This window comes from Cupriavidus sp. JZ107 (assembly GCF_053903255.1).
In genome coordinates, this window is sequence record NZ_CP096481.1 from 95777 (window position 1) to 113897 (window position 18121).

Sequence of the window (18121 nt, forward strand, 5' to 3'; positions counted from 1 at the left end):
TCGGTCAAGTCCGGCGCGTGCCGATCTGGCTAGCATCGAAGCGGATTCCTCAAAAGGCCGCAGCATGGCAACGACCCCCCTCCATTCCGCTCCCGCCGCCGCTCCCGACTCCGTCATCCGCCGCTCCGACCTCGCCGATTTCCGCGCCCTCGCCGAGCGGATCGACGTCAACGGACCGCGCTACACGTCCTATCCCACCGCAGATCGCTTCCATGCCGGCTTCGGCGAGGACGCGTACCTGTCGGCGCTGGACGACTGCCGGGCAGGGGGCGCCGACGCGCCGCTGTCGCTCTACCTGCATATCCCCTTCTGCGAGAACATCTGCTACTACTGCGGCTGCAACAAGATCATCACGCGCGATCACGGCCGCAGTGCGCGCTATGTCCGCTATCTGGCGCGCGAGATGGCGCTGGTGGCAGCCCGCCTGGGCGAGCGCCGGCCCGTGGTGCAATCGCACTGGGGCGGCGGTACGCCGACCTTCCTCGATCCCGCCGAAATGCGGCAGGTCATGGCCGCACTGCATCGGCACTTCGATCTGCGCGCGGACGGCGAGCATTCAATCGAGATCGATCCGCGCCGCGTCGACGAAGAACGGATGGCGCTGCTGGCCGAGCTGGGCTTCAATCGCGTCAGCCTCGGCGTGCAGGACTTCGATTCCCAGGTGCAGGCCGCGATCCATCGCGTGCAGCCGGTGGAGGACACCCGCCGCGTGGTGGCCGCCTCGCGGCGGCTCGGTTTACTGTCGGTCAGCATGGATCTGATCTACGGCCTGCCGCACCAGAGCACGGCCCGCTTCGGCGCCACCATCGACCGGGTTCTGGAGATGCGGCCCGACCGGCTGTCGCTGTACAGCTACGCGCATCTGCCGCATGTCTTCAAGCCGCAGCGGCGGATCGACGAGGCCGCGATGCCGTCGGCCGGCGAAAAGCTGGACATCCTGGTTTCGGCCATCGAGCGGCTGACCGCGGCCGGCTATGTCTATATCGGCATGGACCACTTCGCGCTGCCGGACGACGCGCTGGCCCGCGCCCAGCGCGAAGGACGGCTGCAGCGCAACTTCCAGGGCTATGCGACCCACGCCGGTCACGACCAGCTCGGTTTCGGCATCTCGGCGATCGGCGCGGTGGCCGGCCGCTACGTGCAGAACGCGCGTACTTTGGACGAGTACTACGGCGCGCTCGATGCCGGCAGGCTGCCCGTGCTGCGCGGCCATCGATGCGACGCCGACGACCGGCTGCGCAAGGACATCATCGGCGCGCTGATGTGCCACGGCGTACTCGATACTGCGGCGGTCGCGCGGCGGCACGGCATCGACTTCGACGCCAGGTTTGCCGCCGAGCGCGCCGAGCTGGCGTCGCTCGCGGAGCAGGGGCTGGTGCGGATATCCGATAAGCGGATCGACGTGACGCCGCTGGGACGGCTGCTGGTGCGACGCGTGGCCATGGTGTTCGATCGCTACCTGCGGGACGACAGGACGGCCGCGGCGCAACCCACAACCGAGTCGGATCCCGTTTCTGAACAGGCGGTGGCGCACCCGCTGCTGCGGATGCCGCCGACATCCCGCTCCGGGGCGGCGCCGACGCCCCGATACTCGCGTGTGGTATAGCGCGGCCGAACGGCAGACGTAAAAAAGCCAGCGGCATGCCGCTGGCTTTTTTGTGCTGCGGAGTCGGGCGCCGCGCTGGCGCCCCGGTGTCGCAGCCTTACTTCGACGCGTTGACCATGTAGTCCGCCGCCGCGATCACGTCGGCGTCGGGGCCGGCGTACCCGCCCTTCGGCGGCATCACGCCCTTGCCCTTCAGCGCAAAGTTGTGGATGGCGTCCATGCCTTCCTTGATGCGCGGCGCCCAGGCGGCCTTGTCGCCGACCTTCGGCGCACCGGCAACGCCGGCGGCGTGGCACGCGGCGCAGACCTGATCGTAGACACGCTTGCCGACTTCCGCCGACGCGGCGGCCGGGGCTGCAGCCGTCGTTTGAGCCGGTGCAGCGGCTGCCGGAGCCGGAGCGGCCGGTGCCGCTGGTGCAGCGGCGGCAGGAGCAGGAGCCGGAGCGGCCGCCGCAGCGTCAGCCGCCGGTGCGGCGGGTTCCGAAGCCGCAGCGGTGGTCGCTGCGGCCGGCGCGGGCGCGGCAGGCTCCTGCAGCTTGCCGCCGGCCGAGTTGACCAGATGCACCATCGCACGGTCCAGTTCGTAATCGGAGAAATCGTCCGGCGAGGTGCCGGCGCGCGGGGGCATCGCGCCCTTGCCGGCGATCACCGATTTCAGCAGGCCGTCGTGGCCCTGGCCGAGGCGGGCGCTCCAGTCCCCGGCGGCGCCAAACTTCGGCGCACCAGCCGCGCCGGTGGCGTGGCAGGCCGCGCAGACGGCGGTATAGACCTGTTCGCCGGTCTTGTAGACGCGGGGGGCATTGGGATCGCGCAGTTCGAGCGAGGCAACCGGCTTGATGCGGTCAACCACCGCTTCCGCCGTATCGGTGGAGCCGGCGCCTTCCGGGCCACCGTAACCGACGAAGCTGACCAGCAGGATGATCACGGTGATCGGCACCACGAAGGCGGCAATCACCACAGCGATCAGCTGCTTCGGGGTCTTGATGGGAGACTCGTGTTCGTTATGGACGTCGCTCATGCTGAACTCTCGATTTTGCAGGAAACCCGTGACCGCTCCGCTTGGCGGCCTTTCGTTGGTCCGTGTCTGGGCCTGACTGCCGCCCCCTCCGCGCTTTCGAGTCTGCCGAGCCTGACAGCCACACCCCATGCCGCCTGGCGCGCCGTCCGAGTGGACGAGACGCAGCCCCGCTTTTGCGCAAATAACGGGCGATTATAGCCGCAAAGCCCCTCCCGATGGCGCGAAAAGCGCCTCGGACGAAACCCGTAGGGCTGGAGAAAACGTGCGCCGGCATGGACGCGCCACGGCAAACACGGTATCCTATGCGACTTTCCGACGACGGCATTCGCCGCAGTCGACCGCGCGGCTCCCGCCGCCTCTCGTGCGCCCGTAGCTCAATGGATAGAGTACTGCCCTCCGAAGGCAGGGGTTGCTGGTTCGATCCCAGCCGGGCGCGCCAATCACGCTATCTCGCTACGGCGACGAGAAGCATCATCGGCCTCTCGATTTCCTCTTCCAGCCCGGGATTCAATCTGATCTGTTCCGCGGAGGGAGCGAATTCTTCGACGTCCTGGACCGTAAATCCGGCTCGTATCAGCGTATTGAGCGTGGTGGCGATGGTCCGGTGGTACTTCAACACGCCTTTCGCAAACCAGTAGGTCCGGCGTTCCCCCTCGACCGAATAACGATTGACCGGCCACGTCTTGCGGCCGTCCCCGTCGACGATCCAGCGTGGATCGGCGGCAGCCGTGAAGATGGGATGTTCAATCGTGAACACCATGCTGCCGCCCGGCGCCAGGGCCCGATAAATCATCCGGGCCAGACGTTCGAAGTCCTTGATGTAGTGGAACGTCAGCGCGCTGTAGGCGAAATCAAAAGCCGACTCGGGTAACTCCACCGTCTCGATATCTGCGATCCGATATTCGATGTTCGGATCCGTCGTGTCCGCTCTTGCCCGCGTTAGCATGTTCTCGGAGATATCCAGCCCAAGAACCGAAGCTGCGCCTTGCTCGCGCATCCATCTCGTTGCCCAGCCAAAGCCACAGCCGAAGTCGACGACACGGCTACCTGTCAAATCGGGCAGCATGGCTCGTATGGCCGGCCACTCGGGCGCCCCGTCGAGGCCATGGATTTGGCGAGGCAATTGGCTGTAGCCAATAAAGAAATCCGGATTGTCGTAAATGTTCTGCGCCATGATGGAGACCCAGATATCGTCGCATTCGCGCTAGGCTAGTTTAGTACCGTCGATGTCTCCGCCCCGCCTTCCGGATACCCGGATGCCGGCCAACATCGTGCCTCCTGACACCACGCTGTCAGCAGCCCCCTCGCAAACTGCGGTCTCCTTCAACGACCACCGAGGTGGCATCATGCAAAACGTTCTGATCAACTGGCTGGAGATTCCTGTCGTCGATATGGCGCGCGCCGTGCAGTTCTACGAGCGGGTATTCGAGACGAAGCTGCGCCGGGAAACGATGAGCGAGATCGACATGGCAATCTTTCCGCATTCCCATTCCGGTGGCGCGCTGGTGGCCGGCGAGGGGTTCAAGCCGAGTACCGAGGGCAGCCTGCCTTATCTGCATACGCCGGCGCTCAACGACCTGCTGGCACGCGTGGCCGGCGCGGGTGGCAAGACCGTGTTCGGTCCGATGGAGCTGCCCGACGAGATCGGACGGATCGCCCACATCATCGACAGCGAAGGCAACAAGATCGGCCTGCACGAGCCCGTGCCGGCCAACCGCTGACCGTGCCTTTGACCGTGCCTCTGTCCGACCCACGCTCATGAGCCGCCGCGCCGACCGCCTGTTCCAGATCGTCCAGGTCCTGCGCGGCCGCCGCCTGACCACGGCGGCGCTGCTGGCGCAGCGGCTGGGCGTGTCGGAGCGCACGGTCTATCGCGACATCCAGGCGCTGTCGATTTCCGGCGTGCCGATCGAAGGCGAGGCCGGGATCGGCTATCGGCTGCGGGCGGACTTCGACGTGCCGCCCCTGATGTTTTCCGGGATCGAAGTCGAGGCGCTGGTGGCGGGGCTGAGGATGCTGAAGGCCTGGGGCGGGGGCGCGCTCGCCGCCGCGGCCGATCCGGCGCTGGAGAAGCTGGTGGCGGCGCTGCCACCGACGCGCCGGTTGTCGGCGCAGCAGAGCCGGGTCTTCGCGCCGGCCTATATGCACGACAGCAAGGTTCGCGAGGCCTTCGACGTCGTCCACGGCGCCATGGGCGAGCAGCGGCTGCTGCGGCTCGATTACTGCGACGCGCAGCAGCGGCTCACGGAACGTGTGGTGCAGCCGCTGGGCCTGTTCTTCTGGGGCAATGTCTGGCTGCTGGCCGCCTGGTGCACCGCGCGCGAGGACTATCGCAGCTTTCGCCTGGATCGCTGCCGGGCGATCCGCATGCTGGACGACCGTTTCCACGAGACGCCCGACCGTTCGCTGAACGGCTTCCTGAAGGCCGTCAAGGCGACCGGTTACTGAGGGGCATGCGGCGCCCCGGCAGCGTTCTCCACCAGACGCCCGACCGCTCGCTGGACGGCTTGCTGAAGGCGGCGAAGGCCACCGCTTGCTGAGGAGCGTGCCGTACCCCGGCAGCCTTCCTGTGTTCGGCGCTACACTTGCCGGCTCGATGCACGCCGGCGTCCCGCCGGCGTCGGCCTATATCCATCCCGTTCAGGAGAGTCAGCCGTGAGCCCGTCCCAGGTCACGATCCGCGAGGTATTGACCGGCACCGCCAAGCCTTATGGCGGACCCAGCAAGCCCGGCAAGCAGAGCGCGATCGACAAGCATCCCCTCTGCGCTCCCGTCGCGGTGGGTACGCTGGGGCTGCACGGCGACGAACAGGGCGACCGCCGCATCCACGGCGGGCCGGAGAAGGCGGTCCATTGCTATCCGTGGCAGCACTACGCCAGCTGGCGGCACGACATCGGCCCCTTGCCGGTGCTGGAGCGCGCCGGCGCATTCGGCGAGAACCTGAGCTGGGCCGGCGGCGACGAGCATGGCGTCTGCATCGGCGACATCTGGCGGATCGGCTCGGCCACCTTGCAGCTGTCGCAACCGCGGCAGCCATGCTGGAAGCTGAACGTGCGGTTCGGCCGCGAAGACATGTCGGCGCTGGTGCAGCAGAGCCTGCGCATCGGCTGGTATTTCCGCGTGCTGGAGCCGGGCACACTGCGGGCTGGCGATGCCGCGGTGCTGCTGGAGCGGCCGCATGCCGACTGGTCGGTGGCGCGGCTGGCCGGCCTGGTGCGCGACCGCGAGACCGATCCGGAACTGCTGGACGCGGTACTGGCCTTGCCGCTGGTCGATTCGTGGCGGCGGCTGTTCGAGCGCCGCCGCCAGAGCGGGGCAATCGAGGACTGGACCCCAAGACTGCGGGGATAGCCGCGCGCATCGCGGAGTCCGGCCGCTCCGGCCGTCGGAACTTTGCCCGAAGCGCGCCGGACTGACCTTGAAGCGCGCCGCCCCACCCCAAGTTGACCGACCATGCCCGTCGCCATCCCCCACCACGAGTACCAGATCACCGCGATCCGCGCGCAGGGGGCGGGCGGGCAGAACATCAACAAGGTATCGAACGCGGTGCATCTGCGTTTCGACGTCCGCGCGTCCTCGCTGGCCGACGACCACAAGCAGCGCCTGCTGCAATTGCACGACCATCGCATTACCCGTGACGGCGTCATCGTGATCAAGGCGCAGCAACACCGCAGTCTCGAACTGAACCGCGACGAAGCGGTCCGGCGGCTGCACGAGCTGGTCGACAGCGTGGCGGTGCCGCCGCCGGTGCGTCGACCGACGCGGCCGACGTTCGCGTCGAAGCTGCGGCGGCTGGAGGGCAAGACGCAGCGCAGCCAGATCAAGGCCTTGCGCGGCCGGGTGGCGGAGTAGGGCGGCGGCGCGCGCCTTCGCCCTCTCGTCTTCTCGCCCTGGGACCTGCGCCGCTCGCACCGCGGCGCCCTCGCGTACCTTGCATCCCTCGCATTCCTCGCATCCCTCGTCGCCTCGCGCCCCTGGTCCGGCCGCTTGGCAGAAATCCACGGATCGTTGTCCGAAGGCCAGCTCGCGGGACTTTTAAGCTCGGTGGCATCCCTGCCAATCCACAGAAGCCGAGGAAGTCCCGATGAAGCCGATGACCCCGATGACCCATGCCCGCGTGCTGGCGATCTGCCAGGCGCTGTTCACGTCCGCCCTGTCCGTCGACCTGACGCTGACCGGACTGGTCGGTTACACGCTGGCGCCCGACAAGGCGCTGGCCACCGTGCCGTTCGCACTGATCACGGTCGCATCGGCGGTCACCGCGATCGCGGCGGCCTTTCTGATCGAGCGGCTCGGGCGGCGGTTGGCCTTCTGCCTGGGCGGCATCGCCTGCACCGCGGGCGGCCTGATCTCGGTCTGGGCCATCGCCCGCCACGATTTCCTGGCCTTCTGCGCCGGCACCGCGCTGGTCGGCGTGTTCCAGGCCTTTGCGCGCTTCTATCGCCTGGCCGCCGCCGATGCCGCGCCGGCCGCGGACAAGCCGCGCGCGATCTCGGCCGTGCTGACCGGCGGCGTGGTGGCCGCGGTCTGCGGCCCGGCGATCGCCGCCTGGTCGACCGACCTGATGAGCCCGCTGCCGTTCGCCGGTTCCTATGCCGTGGTGGCGGCTTTCGGCGTGGCGACGGTGCTGCTGCTGGCCTTTGCCTATCGCGAGCCGCCTCCGCCACCGGCCGGGAGCAATCCGGAGTCCCAGTTGCCCGCGCGCCCGCTGGGAGAGATCGTACGCCAGCCGGTGTTCCTGGCGGCCTTCGCCAACAACGGCATCGGCAACGCGGTGATGATGTTCGTGATGACGGCCACGCCGATCGCCGCGGTCGCCTGCAACCACACGATCGCGCAGGGCGCGCAGATCATCGAATGGCATCTGGTCGGCATGTACGCGCCGTCCTTCGTGTCGGGCTGGCTGCTGCAGCGCTTCGGCAATCCGGCGATGCTGATGGCCGGCATCGGGCTGTCGGCGCTGTCCAGCGTGATCGCGCTGGCCTCGACCTCGCTGCCCGCGTTCTATGCCGCGCTGCTTTGCCTGGGCGTGGGCTGGAATTTCATGTTCGTCGGCGGCACGACCCTGCTGACCAGCAGCTATCGCGATGCGGAGCGGGCGCGGACGCAGGCGGTGGCCGAGTTCTCGACCGCGGTGCTGACCGCCGCCGCGACGCTGGCGGCGGGCCAGATCCTGCACCACTACGGCTGGGATGCGGTGAACCTGGCGGCCTTGCCGGCGCTGGCCGTGGCGCTGATGATCACGCTGGGCTGGCAGCGGCGCAGCCGGGCGCTCGCACCGGTATGATCGGCCGCATACCGGCCTTCACGCTCGCTCTGGCGAGGGCCTTGCCGCGTTCGCCAAGGAAGCCCACCAAGCCCACCAAGCCCATGCCCAGCCATCTGCATTCCGTCTCGGACACGCCGCGCGTGGTGTTGATCGTCGCCCCGGACCCGGCGCAGGAGCTCGACGTCACCGGCCCCACGGCGGTGTTCGGGCAGGCCAACCGGCTGTCCGGGCGGCCCAATCCGCCCTATCAGATCCGCATCGCCAGCGTCAGCGACGACGCGGTGATCCGTACCGAGAGCGGCATCCGGCTGCTGGCCGACGCGCCATTTCACCGGATCGCCGAGGCCTTGCCGGGCCCAGTCGACACGCTGCTGCTGGCCGGCGGCGCCGGGCACGCGGCGGCGGCCGACAACGCCGCGTTGATCCACTGGCTGCGGGAGATGGCACCGCGCGTGCGACGGCTAGGCGCGGTGTGCACCGGCGCCTTCGTGCTGGCGCGCACCGGGCTGCTCGATACGCAGCGCGCCACCACGCACTGGCGCCATGCCGAGAAACTGGCGCGGCGGCATCCGCGCGTGATGGTCGATGCCGATCCGATCTGGATCCAGGCCGGGCGCCTGTACACGTCGGCCGGCGTCACCGCGGGCATGGACCTGTCGCTGGCGCTGGTCGAGGACGATCTGGGTCACGCGGTCTCGCTGGCGGTGGCGCGCGAACTGGTGCTGTTCCTGCGGCGGCCGGGCAGCCAGGCGCAGTTCTCCAGCGCGCTGCAGGCGCAGGCGGCGCAGAGTCCGGAACTGAGGGACTTGCAGGGATGGATCGCAGACCATCTGGACGCGGACCTGTCGGTCGGCGCGCTGGCCGAGCGTGTGTCGATGAGCCCGCGCAATTTCGCGCGGGTGTTCGCGCGGCAGGTGGGGCAGACGCCGGCCCGCTACGTCGAGACGCAGCGGGTCGAGGCGGCGCGGCGGACGCTCGAACAGAGCGACCGCCGGCTGGAGACGGTGGCGCGCATGGCGGGATTCGGCAGTGCCGACGGCATGCGGCAGGCCTTTCTGCGCCATCTGCGCACCACGCCGGAACGCTATCGCGCCGCGTTCCGCGCGCAGTCGACGCAAACGCAGACGCAGACCGGGGCGCCGCGGGAACCGGTGAACGCGGCCGCCTGATGCGGCCGCGGCCGGTCTGCGCGGATCGGTTTCAGCGGGTGCCTTGCAGCGCCGCGATGCGGGCCTCGATCGGCGGATGGCTGGAGAACAGCGCCATCCACGACTTGCCGCCAGAGATGCCCATCGCCTGCATGTTCTGCGGCAGGCCGTCGGCTTCCATGCCGCCCAGGCGGCGCAGCGCCGCCACCATCGGCGACGGCGTGCCCATCAGGCGGGCGGCGCCGGCGTCGGCGCGGAATTCGCGATAACGCGAGAACGCCGCGACGATGATGCTGGCGAGGATGCCGAACACGATTTCGCAGATGATCACGGTGACCATGTAGCCGATGCCGGGGCCGCTCGATTCCTCGTCGTTACGGCGCAGCATCGAGTCGACGAAGTAGCCGACCACGCGGGCGAGGAAGATCACGAAGGTGTTCACCACGCCCTGGATCAGCGTCAGCGTCACCATGTCGCCGTTGGCCACGTGCGCGACCTCGTGCGCCAGCACGGCCTCGGCCTCTTCGCGCGACATGCTTTGCAGCAGGCCGGTCGACACCGCCACCAGCGAGCTGTTCTTGGTCGCGCCGGTGGCGAAGGCATTGGGTTCGCCCTCGTAGATCGCGACCTCGGGCATCGGCAGGCCGGCGCGCTGCGCCAGCTTCTCGACGGTCTGCACCAGCCACAGTTCGGTGCTGGTGCTCGGATGGGTGATCACCTGCGCGCCGGTCGACCATTTGGCGATGGTCTTGGACATCAGCAGCGAAATGAAGGCGCCGCCGAAGCCCATCAGCGCGGCGAAGGCGAGCAGCATGCCGAGGTTCAGGCCGTTGGCGGTCAGGAAGCGATTCACGCCGAGCAGGCTCGCAGTGATGCTCAGCACGATCATGACGGCGAGGTTGGTCGCCAGGAAAAGCAGGACGCGTTTCATCTTGGTTCAGTCAACAGGGAAAAGGCGCGGACAGGGCCGCATGGCGAAGGCCCGCGAAGGCTCGCGGGGCTTCGGGTTCGGGATCGGCGCGGACGGCCGGGATTCAGCCGCGCGGCGGGCGCGGCAGCAGTGGCAGGTCGGGTTCGGGCAGCCGCAGCGCGGCGTAGGCGGGCGGGCCGGTGCGGCCGCCGGCATCGGTCATGGCGGGCGCCGAGGGAAGCAGCAGCTGTTCGGCCAGATCGGCGCCGGACGGCGCGGCTTCGCCGGCATCGGCGAACGGGGAGGGCGCGGGCGCGCCGCAGTCCGATGCCGGGTCGGCGGTGGCGCTCAACAGATCCGAAGCGCCGGCCAGTACCGTGTCGATGGTCGCGACGACGTCGATCGCCTTGGCGGCCTCGACCGATTCGGTCGCGTGTGTGGCCACGCCGCCTGCGGGCATGCCGGCGCCTGCCCAGCCATGCAGCGGCAGCAGGGCAAGCAGCAGCGGCAACAGCGACAGCCGGAGCAGTCGCTGCAGCGATCGCACGAAGGTGGCGGAGCGCAGCACGAGGTTCGCGTGGGGTATCGAAAGCGATCCGGGCCAGCTTCTCGGGCCGACCCGGTTGGGCGATTCTACCCGAGATGCGAACGCGCCATTCGGGCGGGAAATCGGTCCGTTCCCGTCGCCCCCGCGAAGGCGGGGGCCCAGCGGCTTCGGAGCACCACCGAGGACCAGAGACCATTGCAGGCACCGGGTCAAAGGCAAAGCGCACACCGCTGCACTACACTGCCCCTTGAAAACCCTGTAATCGCTACAAGGTGGGGATCATGAGAATCGGAGAACTCGCCCGCCAGTCGGGCTGCGATGCGGAGACGATCCGCTACTACGAGCGCGAAGGGCTGCTCGATGCGCCCCAGCGCGAGGACAACGGCTATCGCCGCTACGGCGACGCCCATCTGGTGCAGCTGAACTTCGTGCGCCACTGCCGCTCGCTCGGCATGAGCTTGTCCGACGTGCGCCGGCTGCGCGATTTCGCGCGCGATCCGAGCGCGGCCTGCGACGGCATCAATTCGCTGCTGGACCGGCAGATCGAGCAGATCCACGCGCAGCGGCTCGCGCTGGAGGCGCTGGAGAGCCAGTTGCGGGCGCTGCGGCACACCTGCGAGGAAGGCCACCGCGCCAGCGAATGCGGCATCCTGCAGAACCTGCAGCAGGCGGCCGGCGGCGGACCTTGCGAGTGCCACCGCACCGAAGCCGGCCATCCGCATTGAGCCGCGGCGGTCCGGGCCGAGCCACTTTGCCGGTGCTGTGCTAGCATCCCGCTAACCGGTCACGCGATTCGTCGCGCCCGCTTTTTTTTTTTGAGCAGCCGGTTTTAGCTTCCGAACTACGACTTTCGGGACCGCGGCCACGGCGCCGCATTCCCAAACCGCACCCCTTGCCGATGTTCGCTCGCCGCTTCGTCTCGTTCGCCCAGGCCCGCCGCCTTGCCCGGCTGGCCGGCGTGCGCGTGGCGCGGCAGATTGCGAACGCGGCCCGCATGCGCGCACCGCTGATGCGCGCACCCCGTATGGCGGCCGGTCTGGCCGCCGTCCCTTCCCGCCGGATCACGCGCCGAATCCCCGCCCCGCTTGATCCCGCCCGGTTCCCAGCCTAGCCGCACCGCAGTCGCGCCGGGCCAGCCGAACCGGGCCCGAGCCTCCTTTTCCGGATCGTTTTCCCGCCACGCGCGCCGCTCGCAGTAGCCGCACGCCGGGCGTCCACCGGCACCATCGCCGCGCGGACGCCGATCCGGCCGAATCCAACAGACAAGCCAGACAAGCGCGCCCAGGCGCGCGCACCATACAGGAGCCGCCATGACCGCATCCGCTTCGCTGCAGCCCACGCTGTACCTGACCGAACTCGACGTGACCCGACTGGAGCGCATCGCCAGCCGGGCCCCCGCCAATGGCATCGCCGAGATGCTGGACGACATCCTGGCCCGTGCGGCGATCGTGCCGCCCGAGGCGATTCCGCAGGACGTGGTGACGATGAACTCGTCGGTGCGCTGCGCGCTGGAAGGCGACCCGGCGCCGCGCCAGTGGACGCTGGTGTACCCGGACAACGCCGACTTTGAGGCGGGCCGGATCTCGGTGTTCTCGCCGGTTGGCCAGGCGCTGCTGGGCGCCCGCGCCGGCGAGACGGTTAGCTATCGGCTGCCGGACGGCCGCGAGCAGCGGGTGACGGTGCTGGAGCTGTCCTATCAGCCCGAGGCGAACGGCCAGTTCACGCTGTAGTTGGCGCTGCAGTTGGCGCTGCAGTTGGCGCTGCAGTTGGCGCGGTACTTCGCGTTGTAAGGCGCCGGCGGCCCGGCGGCGGCGCCTCGCGCGGGGCGCCGCTGATTCCGCCAAGTTGTCGTTTCACGGCGCACAACTCACCGTTCGTCGCAGCCCCATTTGTGGCCGAAAGGCCAGGGACTAACCTTCAACCCGTGCTCACATGGCGACATAGATCGCTCAGGGGCAGCAGGTAGCTGACACACAAATAAAGCTCAGTTGAAGGAGTCCCAAATGATCACCAGCCGTATCATCCGCGGCGCATTGGCCGTCATCGTCGCTGCGACCTCGGCGGTCGCCGTGGCCGCACCCGCCACCTCGAGCAAGGTCGGCAAGTTCGACGTCTACGCCGATGCGCTGCGCGCCGGCAAGTTCAACACCTTCACCGACGGCGCCCGCCAGGGCAAGTTCGATACCTTCAGCGAAGGCGCGCGCCAGGGCAAGTTCGATCCCTATAGCGAAGGCACCCGCCAAGGCCAGTTCGACAGCTTCAGCGAGGGCGCCCGTGCGCCGAGCGGCGAGATTGCCGCCAGCTCGCTGGACAACGCCCGCAGCGGCGACGGCTCGCTGTACGGCTATCGCGTCTGACGCCGGGCCGGCGCCGCGCCACGGGTAGCCATCCCAGGCCACCCCCAGGCAAGCGCGCCGGCCACACCGGTTTATCTCCCACCTGCCCGGTTGACCTCCTTTCCTCCTTCTCTCTCTCTCCGGGTGGGTGTTTTTTATTCCGCAGTCCGTTGCCTGCCGAGCGCGCTGGCCGTTACAGCTGGCGCGCCGCGAACGCGTCGCAGCGGCCGATATCGGCCGATTCGAGTCCGCGCCGCAGCCAGCGGACCCGCTGCTCGCTGGTGCCGTGCGTGAAGGCTTCCGGCACGACATAGCCTTGCGACTGGCGCTGCAGACGGTCGTCGCCGATCGCGGCGGCGGCCTGCAGCCCTTCTTCGATATCTCCGGGTTCGAGCAACTGCTGGTTGGCGCGTTGCGCGGCCGCGGCCCAGACCCCGGCCAGGCAATCGGCCTGCAGTTCCATCCGCACCGACAGCTGGTTCGCCTGGGCCTCGCCCATGCGGCGGCGCGCGCTGTCCACCTTGTCGGCCACGCCGAGCAGGTGCTGTACGTGGTGGCCGACCTCATGCGCGATCACATAGGCCTGGGCGAAGTCGCCCGCCGCGCCGAAGCGCTTGCGCAGTTCGTCATAGAACGCCAGGTCGATATAGACCTTCTGGTCGGCCGGGCAATAGAACGGGCCCATCGCAGACTGGCCCATGCCGCAGGCGGTCTGCGTCGCGCCGGTGAACAGCACCAGCGTCGGCGGCTCGTAGCGCCGGTTCAGCTCGGTTTCAAACAACCGCGACCAGGTGCGCTCGGTGCTGCCGAGCACCTTGCGGACGAACACGGACATCGGGTCGGTGGCGGGCGGGCCTTGGGTGGCCTGCTGCTGCGGCGCCTCGGACTGCTGCAGCACCGAGGCGCCCTGCATGATCACGGTCGGATCGATGCCGAAGAAGTAGGAGGCGGCGAGGGCGACCAGGATCGTGCCGATGCCGATCGTCTTGCGGCCGGCGCCGAAGCCTCTGCTGCCTCGCCTGTCTTCCACATGTTGGCTTTCGGCTTCGTCGTCAAGGCGCATGGTGGCTCCGCTGGTTCAGGGTCGCGGCCACGGGAAACGGGCAAAGGCGCCCGGCCGCAAAGTGCCGCCAAGTATAGCAATGGCGGCACCGCGCGGGATTGCGGGGAGGGCGCCCCGGCTTGTGCGGGCACGGTTATGCGGGCCCGGTTACGCGGGCACGGTTACGCGGGCACGGCGCTGGCAGCCTCGGCCGCGACGCTGGCCGGCACCCTGGTGCCGCCGACCTCGGCCACGCGCAGCAGATTGGTGGTGCCTCCCTGGCCGAACGGCATGCCGGCCGCGATGGTGATCTGGTCGCCCGGCTGGGCATAGCCCTCGGCCAGCGCCGCGCGCGTCGCCGCATCGACCATCTCGTCGACGCTCTGCACGTCCGGGCTGACGGTCGAATGGACGCCCCAGGCGAGCGCGAGCCGCCGCGCGATCTCGACATGCGGCGTGATGCTGACGATCGGCGCGCACGGCCGCTCGCGCGCCGCGCGCAGCGCGGTGGCGCCCGACGACGTGTAGGCCACCGTCGCCGCCGCGCCGATGATCTGCGTGACCTCGCGCAGCGCGGCGCAGATCGCGTCCTGCCGAGTCGACAGCGGCGCCTCGTGCTGGGCGTCGAGCAGATTGCGATAGAGCGGATCGCGTTCGACCTCGGTGATGATGCGGTTCATCATCGCGACCGCGGGCACCGGGTGGCGGCCGTTGGCCGACTCGGCCGACAGCATCACGGCATCCGCGCCGTCGTAGATCGCGCTGGCGACGTCGGACGCCTCGGCACGCGTGGGCACCGGCGAATCGATCATCGATTCGAGCATCTGCGTGGCGATCACGATCGGCTTGCCGAGCTGCCGGCACACGCGCAGGATGCGCTTCTGTACGCCGGGCACGCGCTCGGGCGGCAGTTCCACGCCGAGGTCGCCGCGCGCGACCATCACGGCGTCGGACACGCGCACGATCTCGTCGAGCTGCTGCAGCGCGGCCGGCTTCTCGATCTTCGACAGCACGCCGGCGCGCGTGCCGATGATCTCGCGCGCCTCGACGATGTCCGAGGGACGCTGCACGAACGACAGCGCGATCCAGTCGGCGCCGAGCGACAGCGCGAACTCGAGATCGCGGCGGTCCTTGTCGGTCAGCGCGGGAATCGGGATCACCGCGTCGGGCACGTTGACGCCCTTGCGGTCCGACAGCGTGCCATGATTGACCACGCGCGTGGTAATGCTGCCCGCCGACACCGACTCGATCCGCAGCTGCACCTTGCCGTCGTCGATCAGCAGCGACTGGCCCGGCGCGGCGACGCGGAACAGCTCCGGATGCGGCAGATGCACGCGCGTCGCATCGCCCGGGGTCGGATCGCTGTCGAGCACGAACGGATCGCCGGCCTTGACCGCGACCTTGCCGACCGCGAAGGTGCCGATGCGCAGCTTCGGTCCTTGCAGATCGGCCAGCACCGCGATCGGACGGCCCGTCTCGGCCTCGACCTGGCGCACGGCGTCATAGCGCTGGCGATGGTCCTCGTGCGTGCCGTGGCTGAAGTTCAGCCGGAACACGTCGGCGCCGGCCTCGAACAGCTGCCGGATCACCGCGATATCGGTGCTCGCCGGTCCCAGCGTGGCAACGATCTTGGCTTTGCGCTGGCGTCTCATGGTGTCTCCTGTTGCGGTGATTGCAGTGGTGCGGTGTTCGCAGTGATCGCGTTGTTCGCATTGATGCGGAGGGATCCGGCACGTCAGCGTGCCGATTGCGATTCGATACCGTTGCTGTTGTGGTTGTCGTTCCCGGCAGGCGCGGCGGCGTCGCAGGGCCATCGTCAGAGGATCAGCATCGCGCGGAAGTCGTTGACGTTGGTGCGCGTCGGCCCGGTGACGATCAGATCGTCGAGCGCGGCGAAGAAGCCGTAGCCGTCGTTGTCGGCCAGGCGCGCCCGCGCCGACACGCCGCGCGCGGCGGCCCGCTCGAGCGTGTCGGGCGACAGCAGCGCACCGGCGTTGTCCTCCGAGCCGTCGATGCCGTCGGTGTCGGCGGCGATCGCATGCACGCCGGGCAGGCCGTCGAGCGCCACCGCCAGCGACAGCAGGAATTCCGCGTTGCGTCCGCCGCGGCCATTGCCGCGCACGGTCACGGTGGTCTCCCCGCCCGACAGCAGCACGCACGGCTTGCGCCACGGCTGGCCGCGCTGCGACACCTGGCGCGCCAGCGCCGCATGCACCAGCGCGACCTCGCGCGCCTCGCCCTCGATGCAATCCGAGAGAATATGGGCCTCGATGCCGAGCGCACGCGCACGCGCGGCGGCGGCTTCCAGCGCCTGCTGCGCGGTGGCCAGCGTCACGCTGCGATGGCCTTCGAAGCGCGCGTCGCCGGGTTTGGGCGTTTCGCCGGCGCCGCTCTCCAGATGCGCGCGCACGGCCGCCGGCACCTCGATGCCGTATTTGTCGATCACCGCCAGCGCATCGGCGCAGGTGGTGGCGTCGGGCAACGTCGGGCCGCTGGCGATCAGCGTCGGATCGTCGCCCGGAATGTCGGAGATCAGCAGCGTCTCGACGCGCGCGGGCGCGCATTGCAGCGCGAGCCTGCCGCCCTTGAGCGCGGACAGATGCTTGCGCACGCAGTTCATCTCGCCGATATTGGCGCCGCTGCGCAGCAGCGCCTTGTTGACGGCCTGCTTGTCGGCCAGCGTCAGCCCCGGCGCGGGCGCCGCCAGCAGCGCCGAGCCGCCGCCCGAGATCAGGCACAGCACCAGGTCGTCGGCGCTCAGTCCCTTGACCAGTTCGACCATGCGCTGCGCGGCCTGCTGTCCCGCGGCGTCGGGCACCGGATGCGCGGCCTCGACGACCTCGATGCGCGAGCACGATGCCCCGTGCCCGTAGCGCGTGACCACCAGTCCCGACAGTTCGCCCTGCCAGTTGGCCTCGACCGCCTGCGCCATCGACGCGGCGGCCTTGCCCGCGCCGATCACCACGGTACGGCCCTTGGACGGTGGCGGCAGTTGCGGCGGCAGGCATTGGCCCGGACTGACCGCGGCAACCGCTGTATCGAACAGCTCGCGCAGCAGCGCGCGCGGATCGGCAAGACTGTCGCGACGCGGCGGCGTCAGCAGGGCGGCGTGGGAATCGGAATACATGGCGGTGCGGGATGAGCTTGGGCGGATATCGACACGTCATTCCCGCGAACGCGGGAACCCAGCGGCTTCCGAAGTCACTGGGTCCCCGCATTCGCGGGGACGACGCCAGGGTTGGCCAGGACGAGGGCGCCGGTAGCGCCCCCGGCCGGCGGCTTACTTCGCGATCGTATGGTTCGACATCAGCTCGATCGCGCGGCACAGCGCCGAGTGATCCTGCTTGCCGAAGCCATTGGCGGCGCAGGTGTTGAACAGCTCCTGCGCGGTCGCGGTGTTCGGCAGCGCCACGCCCAGCGCCTTGGCACCCTGCAGCGCCAGGTTCAGGTCCTTCTGGTGCAGCTCGATGCGGAAGCCCGGATCGAAGGTGCGCTTGACCATGCGCTCGCCGTGCACTTCGAGGATGCGCGACGAGGCGAAGCCGCCCATCAGCGCCTGACGCACCTTGGCCGGATCGGCGCCGGCCTTCGAGGCGAACAGCAGCGCCTCGGCGACGGCCTGGATGTTCAGCGCGACGATGATCTGGTTGGCGACCTTGGTGGTCTGGCCATCGCCATTGCCGCCGACCAGCGTGATGTTCTTGCCCATCAGCTCGAACAGCGGCTTGACCTCCTCGAAGGCCTCGGCCGGGCCGCCGACCATGATGGTCAGCGTGGCCGCCTTCGCGCCCACTTCGCCGCCCGACACCGGCGCGTCGAGGTACGCCGCGCCCAGCTTGTTGATGCGCGCCGCGAAGTCCTTGGTGGCGATCGGCGAGATCGAGCTCATGTCGACCACGATCTTGCTGTGCGAGGCCTCCTTGCCGGCCGCCTTCAGCGCGGCGGCCACGCCCTTCTCGCTGAACAGCACGCTTTCCACGTGCGGGGTGTCGGGCACCATGATGATCACGATGTCGGCGCGCTTGGCGACCTCCTCGGCGCTGGTGCAGACCGTGACGCCAGCGTCGACCAGCGCCTGCGGCGCGGGATTGACGTCATGGACGAACAGCGTGTGGCCGGCCGCGCGCAGGTGGCCGGCCATCGGCGCACCCATGATGCCCAGGCCGATGAAGCCGACGTTGCGTTGGTTTGCCATGGTGAGTCTCCTTGGATTTGGTGATGGAAGAAATCGGATCCGATTGTTGG

Annotated in this window: 18 protein-coding genes and 1 tRNA gene; 11 read left to right on the forward strand and 8 right to left on the reverse strand. The window is 69.1% G+C overall.

Annotated elements, in window-relative coordinates; genetic code table 11:
* The first annotated feature begins 64 nt into the window (after positions 1-64).
* Positions 65-1606, forward strand: coding sequence for an oxygen-independent coproporphyrinogen III oxidase (gene hemN, locus M1D55_RS09950; RefSeq protein ID WP_456282107.1), 1542 nt, complete (start codon positions 65-67; stop codon positions 1604-1606).
* Positions 1607-1703: 97 nt separating this feature from the next.
* Here the strand turns inward: hemN and M1D55_RS09955 are convergent, their stop codons facing one another.
* Positions 1704-2624, reverse strand: coding sequence for a c-type cytochrome (locus tag M1D55_RS09955; protein WP_456282108.1), 921 nt, complete (start codon positions 2622-2624; stop codon positions 1704-1706).
* A 363-nt stretch (positions 2625-2987) separates the two neighbouring features.
* Here M1D55_RS09955 and M1D55_RS09960 point away from each other — a divergent pair.
* Positions 2988-3063, forward strand: a tRNA-Arg gene (locus M1D55_RS09960).
* Between the two features lie 6 nt (positions 3064-3069).
* Here the strand turns inward: M1D55_RS09960 and M1D55_RS09965 are convergent.
* Positions 3070-3798, reverse strand: a complete 729-nt coding sequence (locus M1D55_RS09965) for a class I SAM-dependent methyltransferase (RefSeq protein WP_064574707.1) — start codon at positions 3796-3798, stop codon at positions 3070-3072.
* 172 nt (positions 3799-3970) lie between these two features.
* Here M1D55_RS09965 and M1D55_RS09970 point away from each other — a divergent pair, with 172 nt between their 5' ends.
* From M1D55_RS09970 to M1D55_RS09995, 6 genes are all read left to right on the forward strand, one after another.
* Positions 3971-4345 carry a VOC family protein gene (locus M1D55_RS09970; RefSeq protein WP_006577973.1) on the forward strand — a complete coding sequence of 125 codons (375 nt, stop codon included), beginning with the start codon at positions 3971-3973 and terminating at the stop codon, positions 4343-4345.
* A gap of 37 nt (positions 4346-4382) precedes the next feature.
* Positions 4383-5072: a helix-turn-helix transcriptional regulator gene (locus tag M1D55_RS09975; protein WP_053822817.1), complete on the forward strand. Its 690-nt coding sequence runs from the start codon at positions 4383-4385 to the stop codon at positions 5070-5072.
* A 207-nt stretch (positions 5073-5279) separates the two neighbouring features.
* Positions 5280-5975 carry an MOSC domain-containing protein gene (locus tag M1D55_RS09980; RefSeq protein WP_456282109.1) on the forward strand — a complete coding sequence of 232 codons (696 nt, stop codon included), beginning with the start codon at positions 5280-5282 and terminating at the stop codon, positions 5973-5975.
* 102 nt (positions 5976-6077) lie between these two features.
* Positions 6078-6476, forward strand: coding sequence for an alternative ribosome rescue aminoacyl-tRNA hydrolase ArfB (gene arfB / locus M1D55_RS09985; protein WP_006579117.1), 399 nt, complete (start codon positions 6078-6080; stop codon positions 6474-6476).
* A gap of 232 nt (positions 6477-6708) precedes the next feature.
* Positions 6709-7911: an MFS transporter gene (locus M1D55_RS09990; RefSeq protein ID WP_456282110.1), complete on the forward strand. Its 1203-nt coding sequence runs from the start codon at positions 6709-6711 to the stop codon at positions 7909-7911.
* An 83-nt stretch (positions 7912-7994) separates the two neighbouring features.
* Positions 7995-9062, forward strand: a complete 1068-nt coding sequence (locus tag M1D55_RS09995; RefSeq protein WP_456282111.1) for a GlxA family transcriptional regulator — start codon at positions 7995-7997, stop codon at positions 9060-9062.
* 31 nt (positions 9063-9093) lie between these two features.
* Here the strand turns inward: M1D55_RS09995 and htpX are convergent, their stop codons facing one another.
* Together htpX and M1D55_RS10005 are read right to left on the reverse strand one after the other, a co-directional pair.
* On the reverse strand, positions 9094-9972 hold the full coding sequence (gene htpX, locus M1D55_RS10000; RefSeq protein ID WP_006579120.1) for a protease HtpX: 879 nt from the start codon (positions 9970-9972) through the stop codon (positions 9094-9096).
* 103 nt (positions 9973-10075) lie between these two features.
* Positions 10076-10519, reverse strand: a complete 444-nt coding sequence (locus tag M1D55_RS10005) for a hypothetical protein (RefSeq protein WP_456282112.1) — start codon at positions 10517-10519, stop codon at positions 10076-10078.
* A 260-nt stretch (positions 10520-10779) separates the two neighbouring features.
* Here M1D55_RS10005 and M1D55_RS10010 point away from each other — a divergent pair, with 260 nt between their 5' ends.
* From M1D55_RS10010 to M1D55_RS10020, 3 genes are all read left to right on the forward strand, one after another.
* The gene (locus M1D55_RS10010) at positions 10780-11223 is read left to right on the forward strand and encodes a Cd(II)/Pb(II)-responsive transcriptional regulator (RefSeq protein ID WP_006579711.1); all 444 of its coding nucleotides are present in this window, start codon (positions 10780-10782) and stop codon (positions 11221-11223) included.
* 585 nt (positions 11224-11808) lie between these two features.
* Positions 11809-12228 carry a nucleoside diphosphate kinase regulator gene (rnk, locus tag M1D55_RS10015; RefSeq protein ID WP_023265197.1) on the forward strand — a complete coding sequence of 140 codons (420 nt, stop codon included), beginning with the start codon at positions 11809-11811 and terminating at the stop codon, positions 12226-12228.
* Positions 12229-12501: 273 nt separating this feature from the next.
* A complete protein-coding gene (locus tag M1D55_RS10020; protein WP_456282113.1) occupies positions 12502-12855 on the forward strand; it encodes a hypothetical protein in 354 nt (117 codons plus the stop codon).
* A gap of 172 nt (positions 12856-13027) precedes the next feature.
* Here the strand turns inward: M1D55_RS10020 and ypfJ are convergent, their stop codons facing one another.
* The 4 genes from ypfJ to glxR all read right to left on the reverse strand — a co-directional run bounded on the left by ypfJ (position 13028) and on the right by glxR (position 18071).
* A complete protein-coding gene (gene ypfJ / locus M1D55_RS10025; RefSeq protein ID WP_006579708.1) occupies positions 13028-13897 on the reverse strand; it encodes a KPN_02809 family neutral zinc metallopeptidase in 870 nt (289 codons plus the stop codon).
* A 161-nt stretch (positions 13898-14058) separates the two neighbouring features.
* Positions 14059-15528, reverse strand: a complete 1470-nt coding sequence (gene pyk / locus M1D55_RS10030) for a pyruvate kinase (RefSeq protein WP_456282114.1) — start codon at positions 15526-15528, stop codon at positions 14059-14061.
* A 164-nt stretch (positions 15529-15692) separates the two neighbouring features.
* Positions 15693-17003 (reverse strand): glycerate kinase type-2 family protein, encoded by a 1311-nt coding sequence (locus M1D55_RS10035; protein ID WP_456282115.1) that lies wholly within the window; start codon positions 17001-17003, stop codon positions 15693-15695.
* Positions 17004-17156: 153 nt separating this feature from the next.
* Positions 17157-18071 carry a 2-hydroxy-3-oxopropionate reductase gene (glxR, locus tag M1D55_RS10040; protein ID WP_149317512.1) on the reverse strand — a complete coding sequence of 305 codons (915 nt, stop codon included), beginning with the start codon at positions 18069-18071 and terminating at the stop codon, positions 17157-17159.
* Positions 18072-18121: the final 50 nt, after the last annotated feature.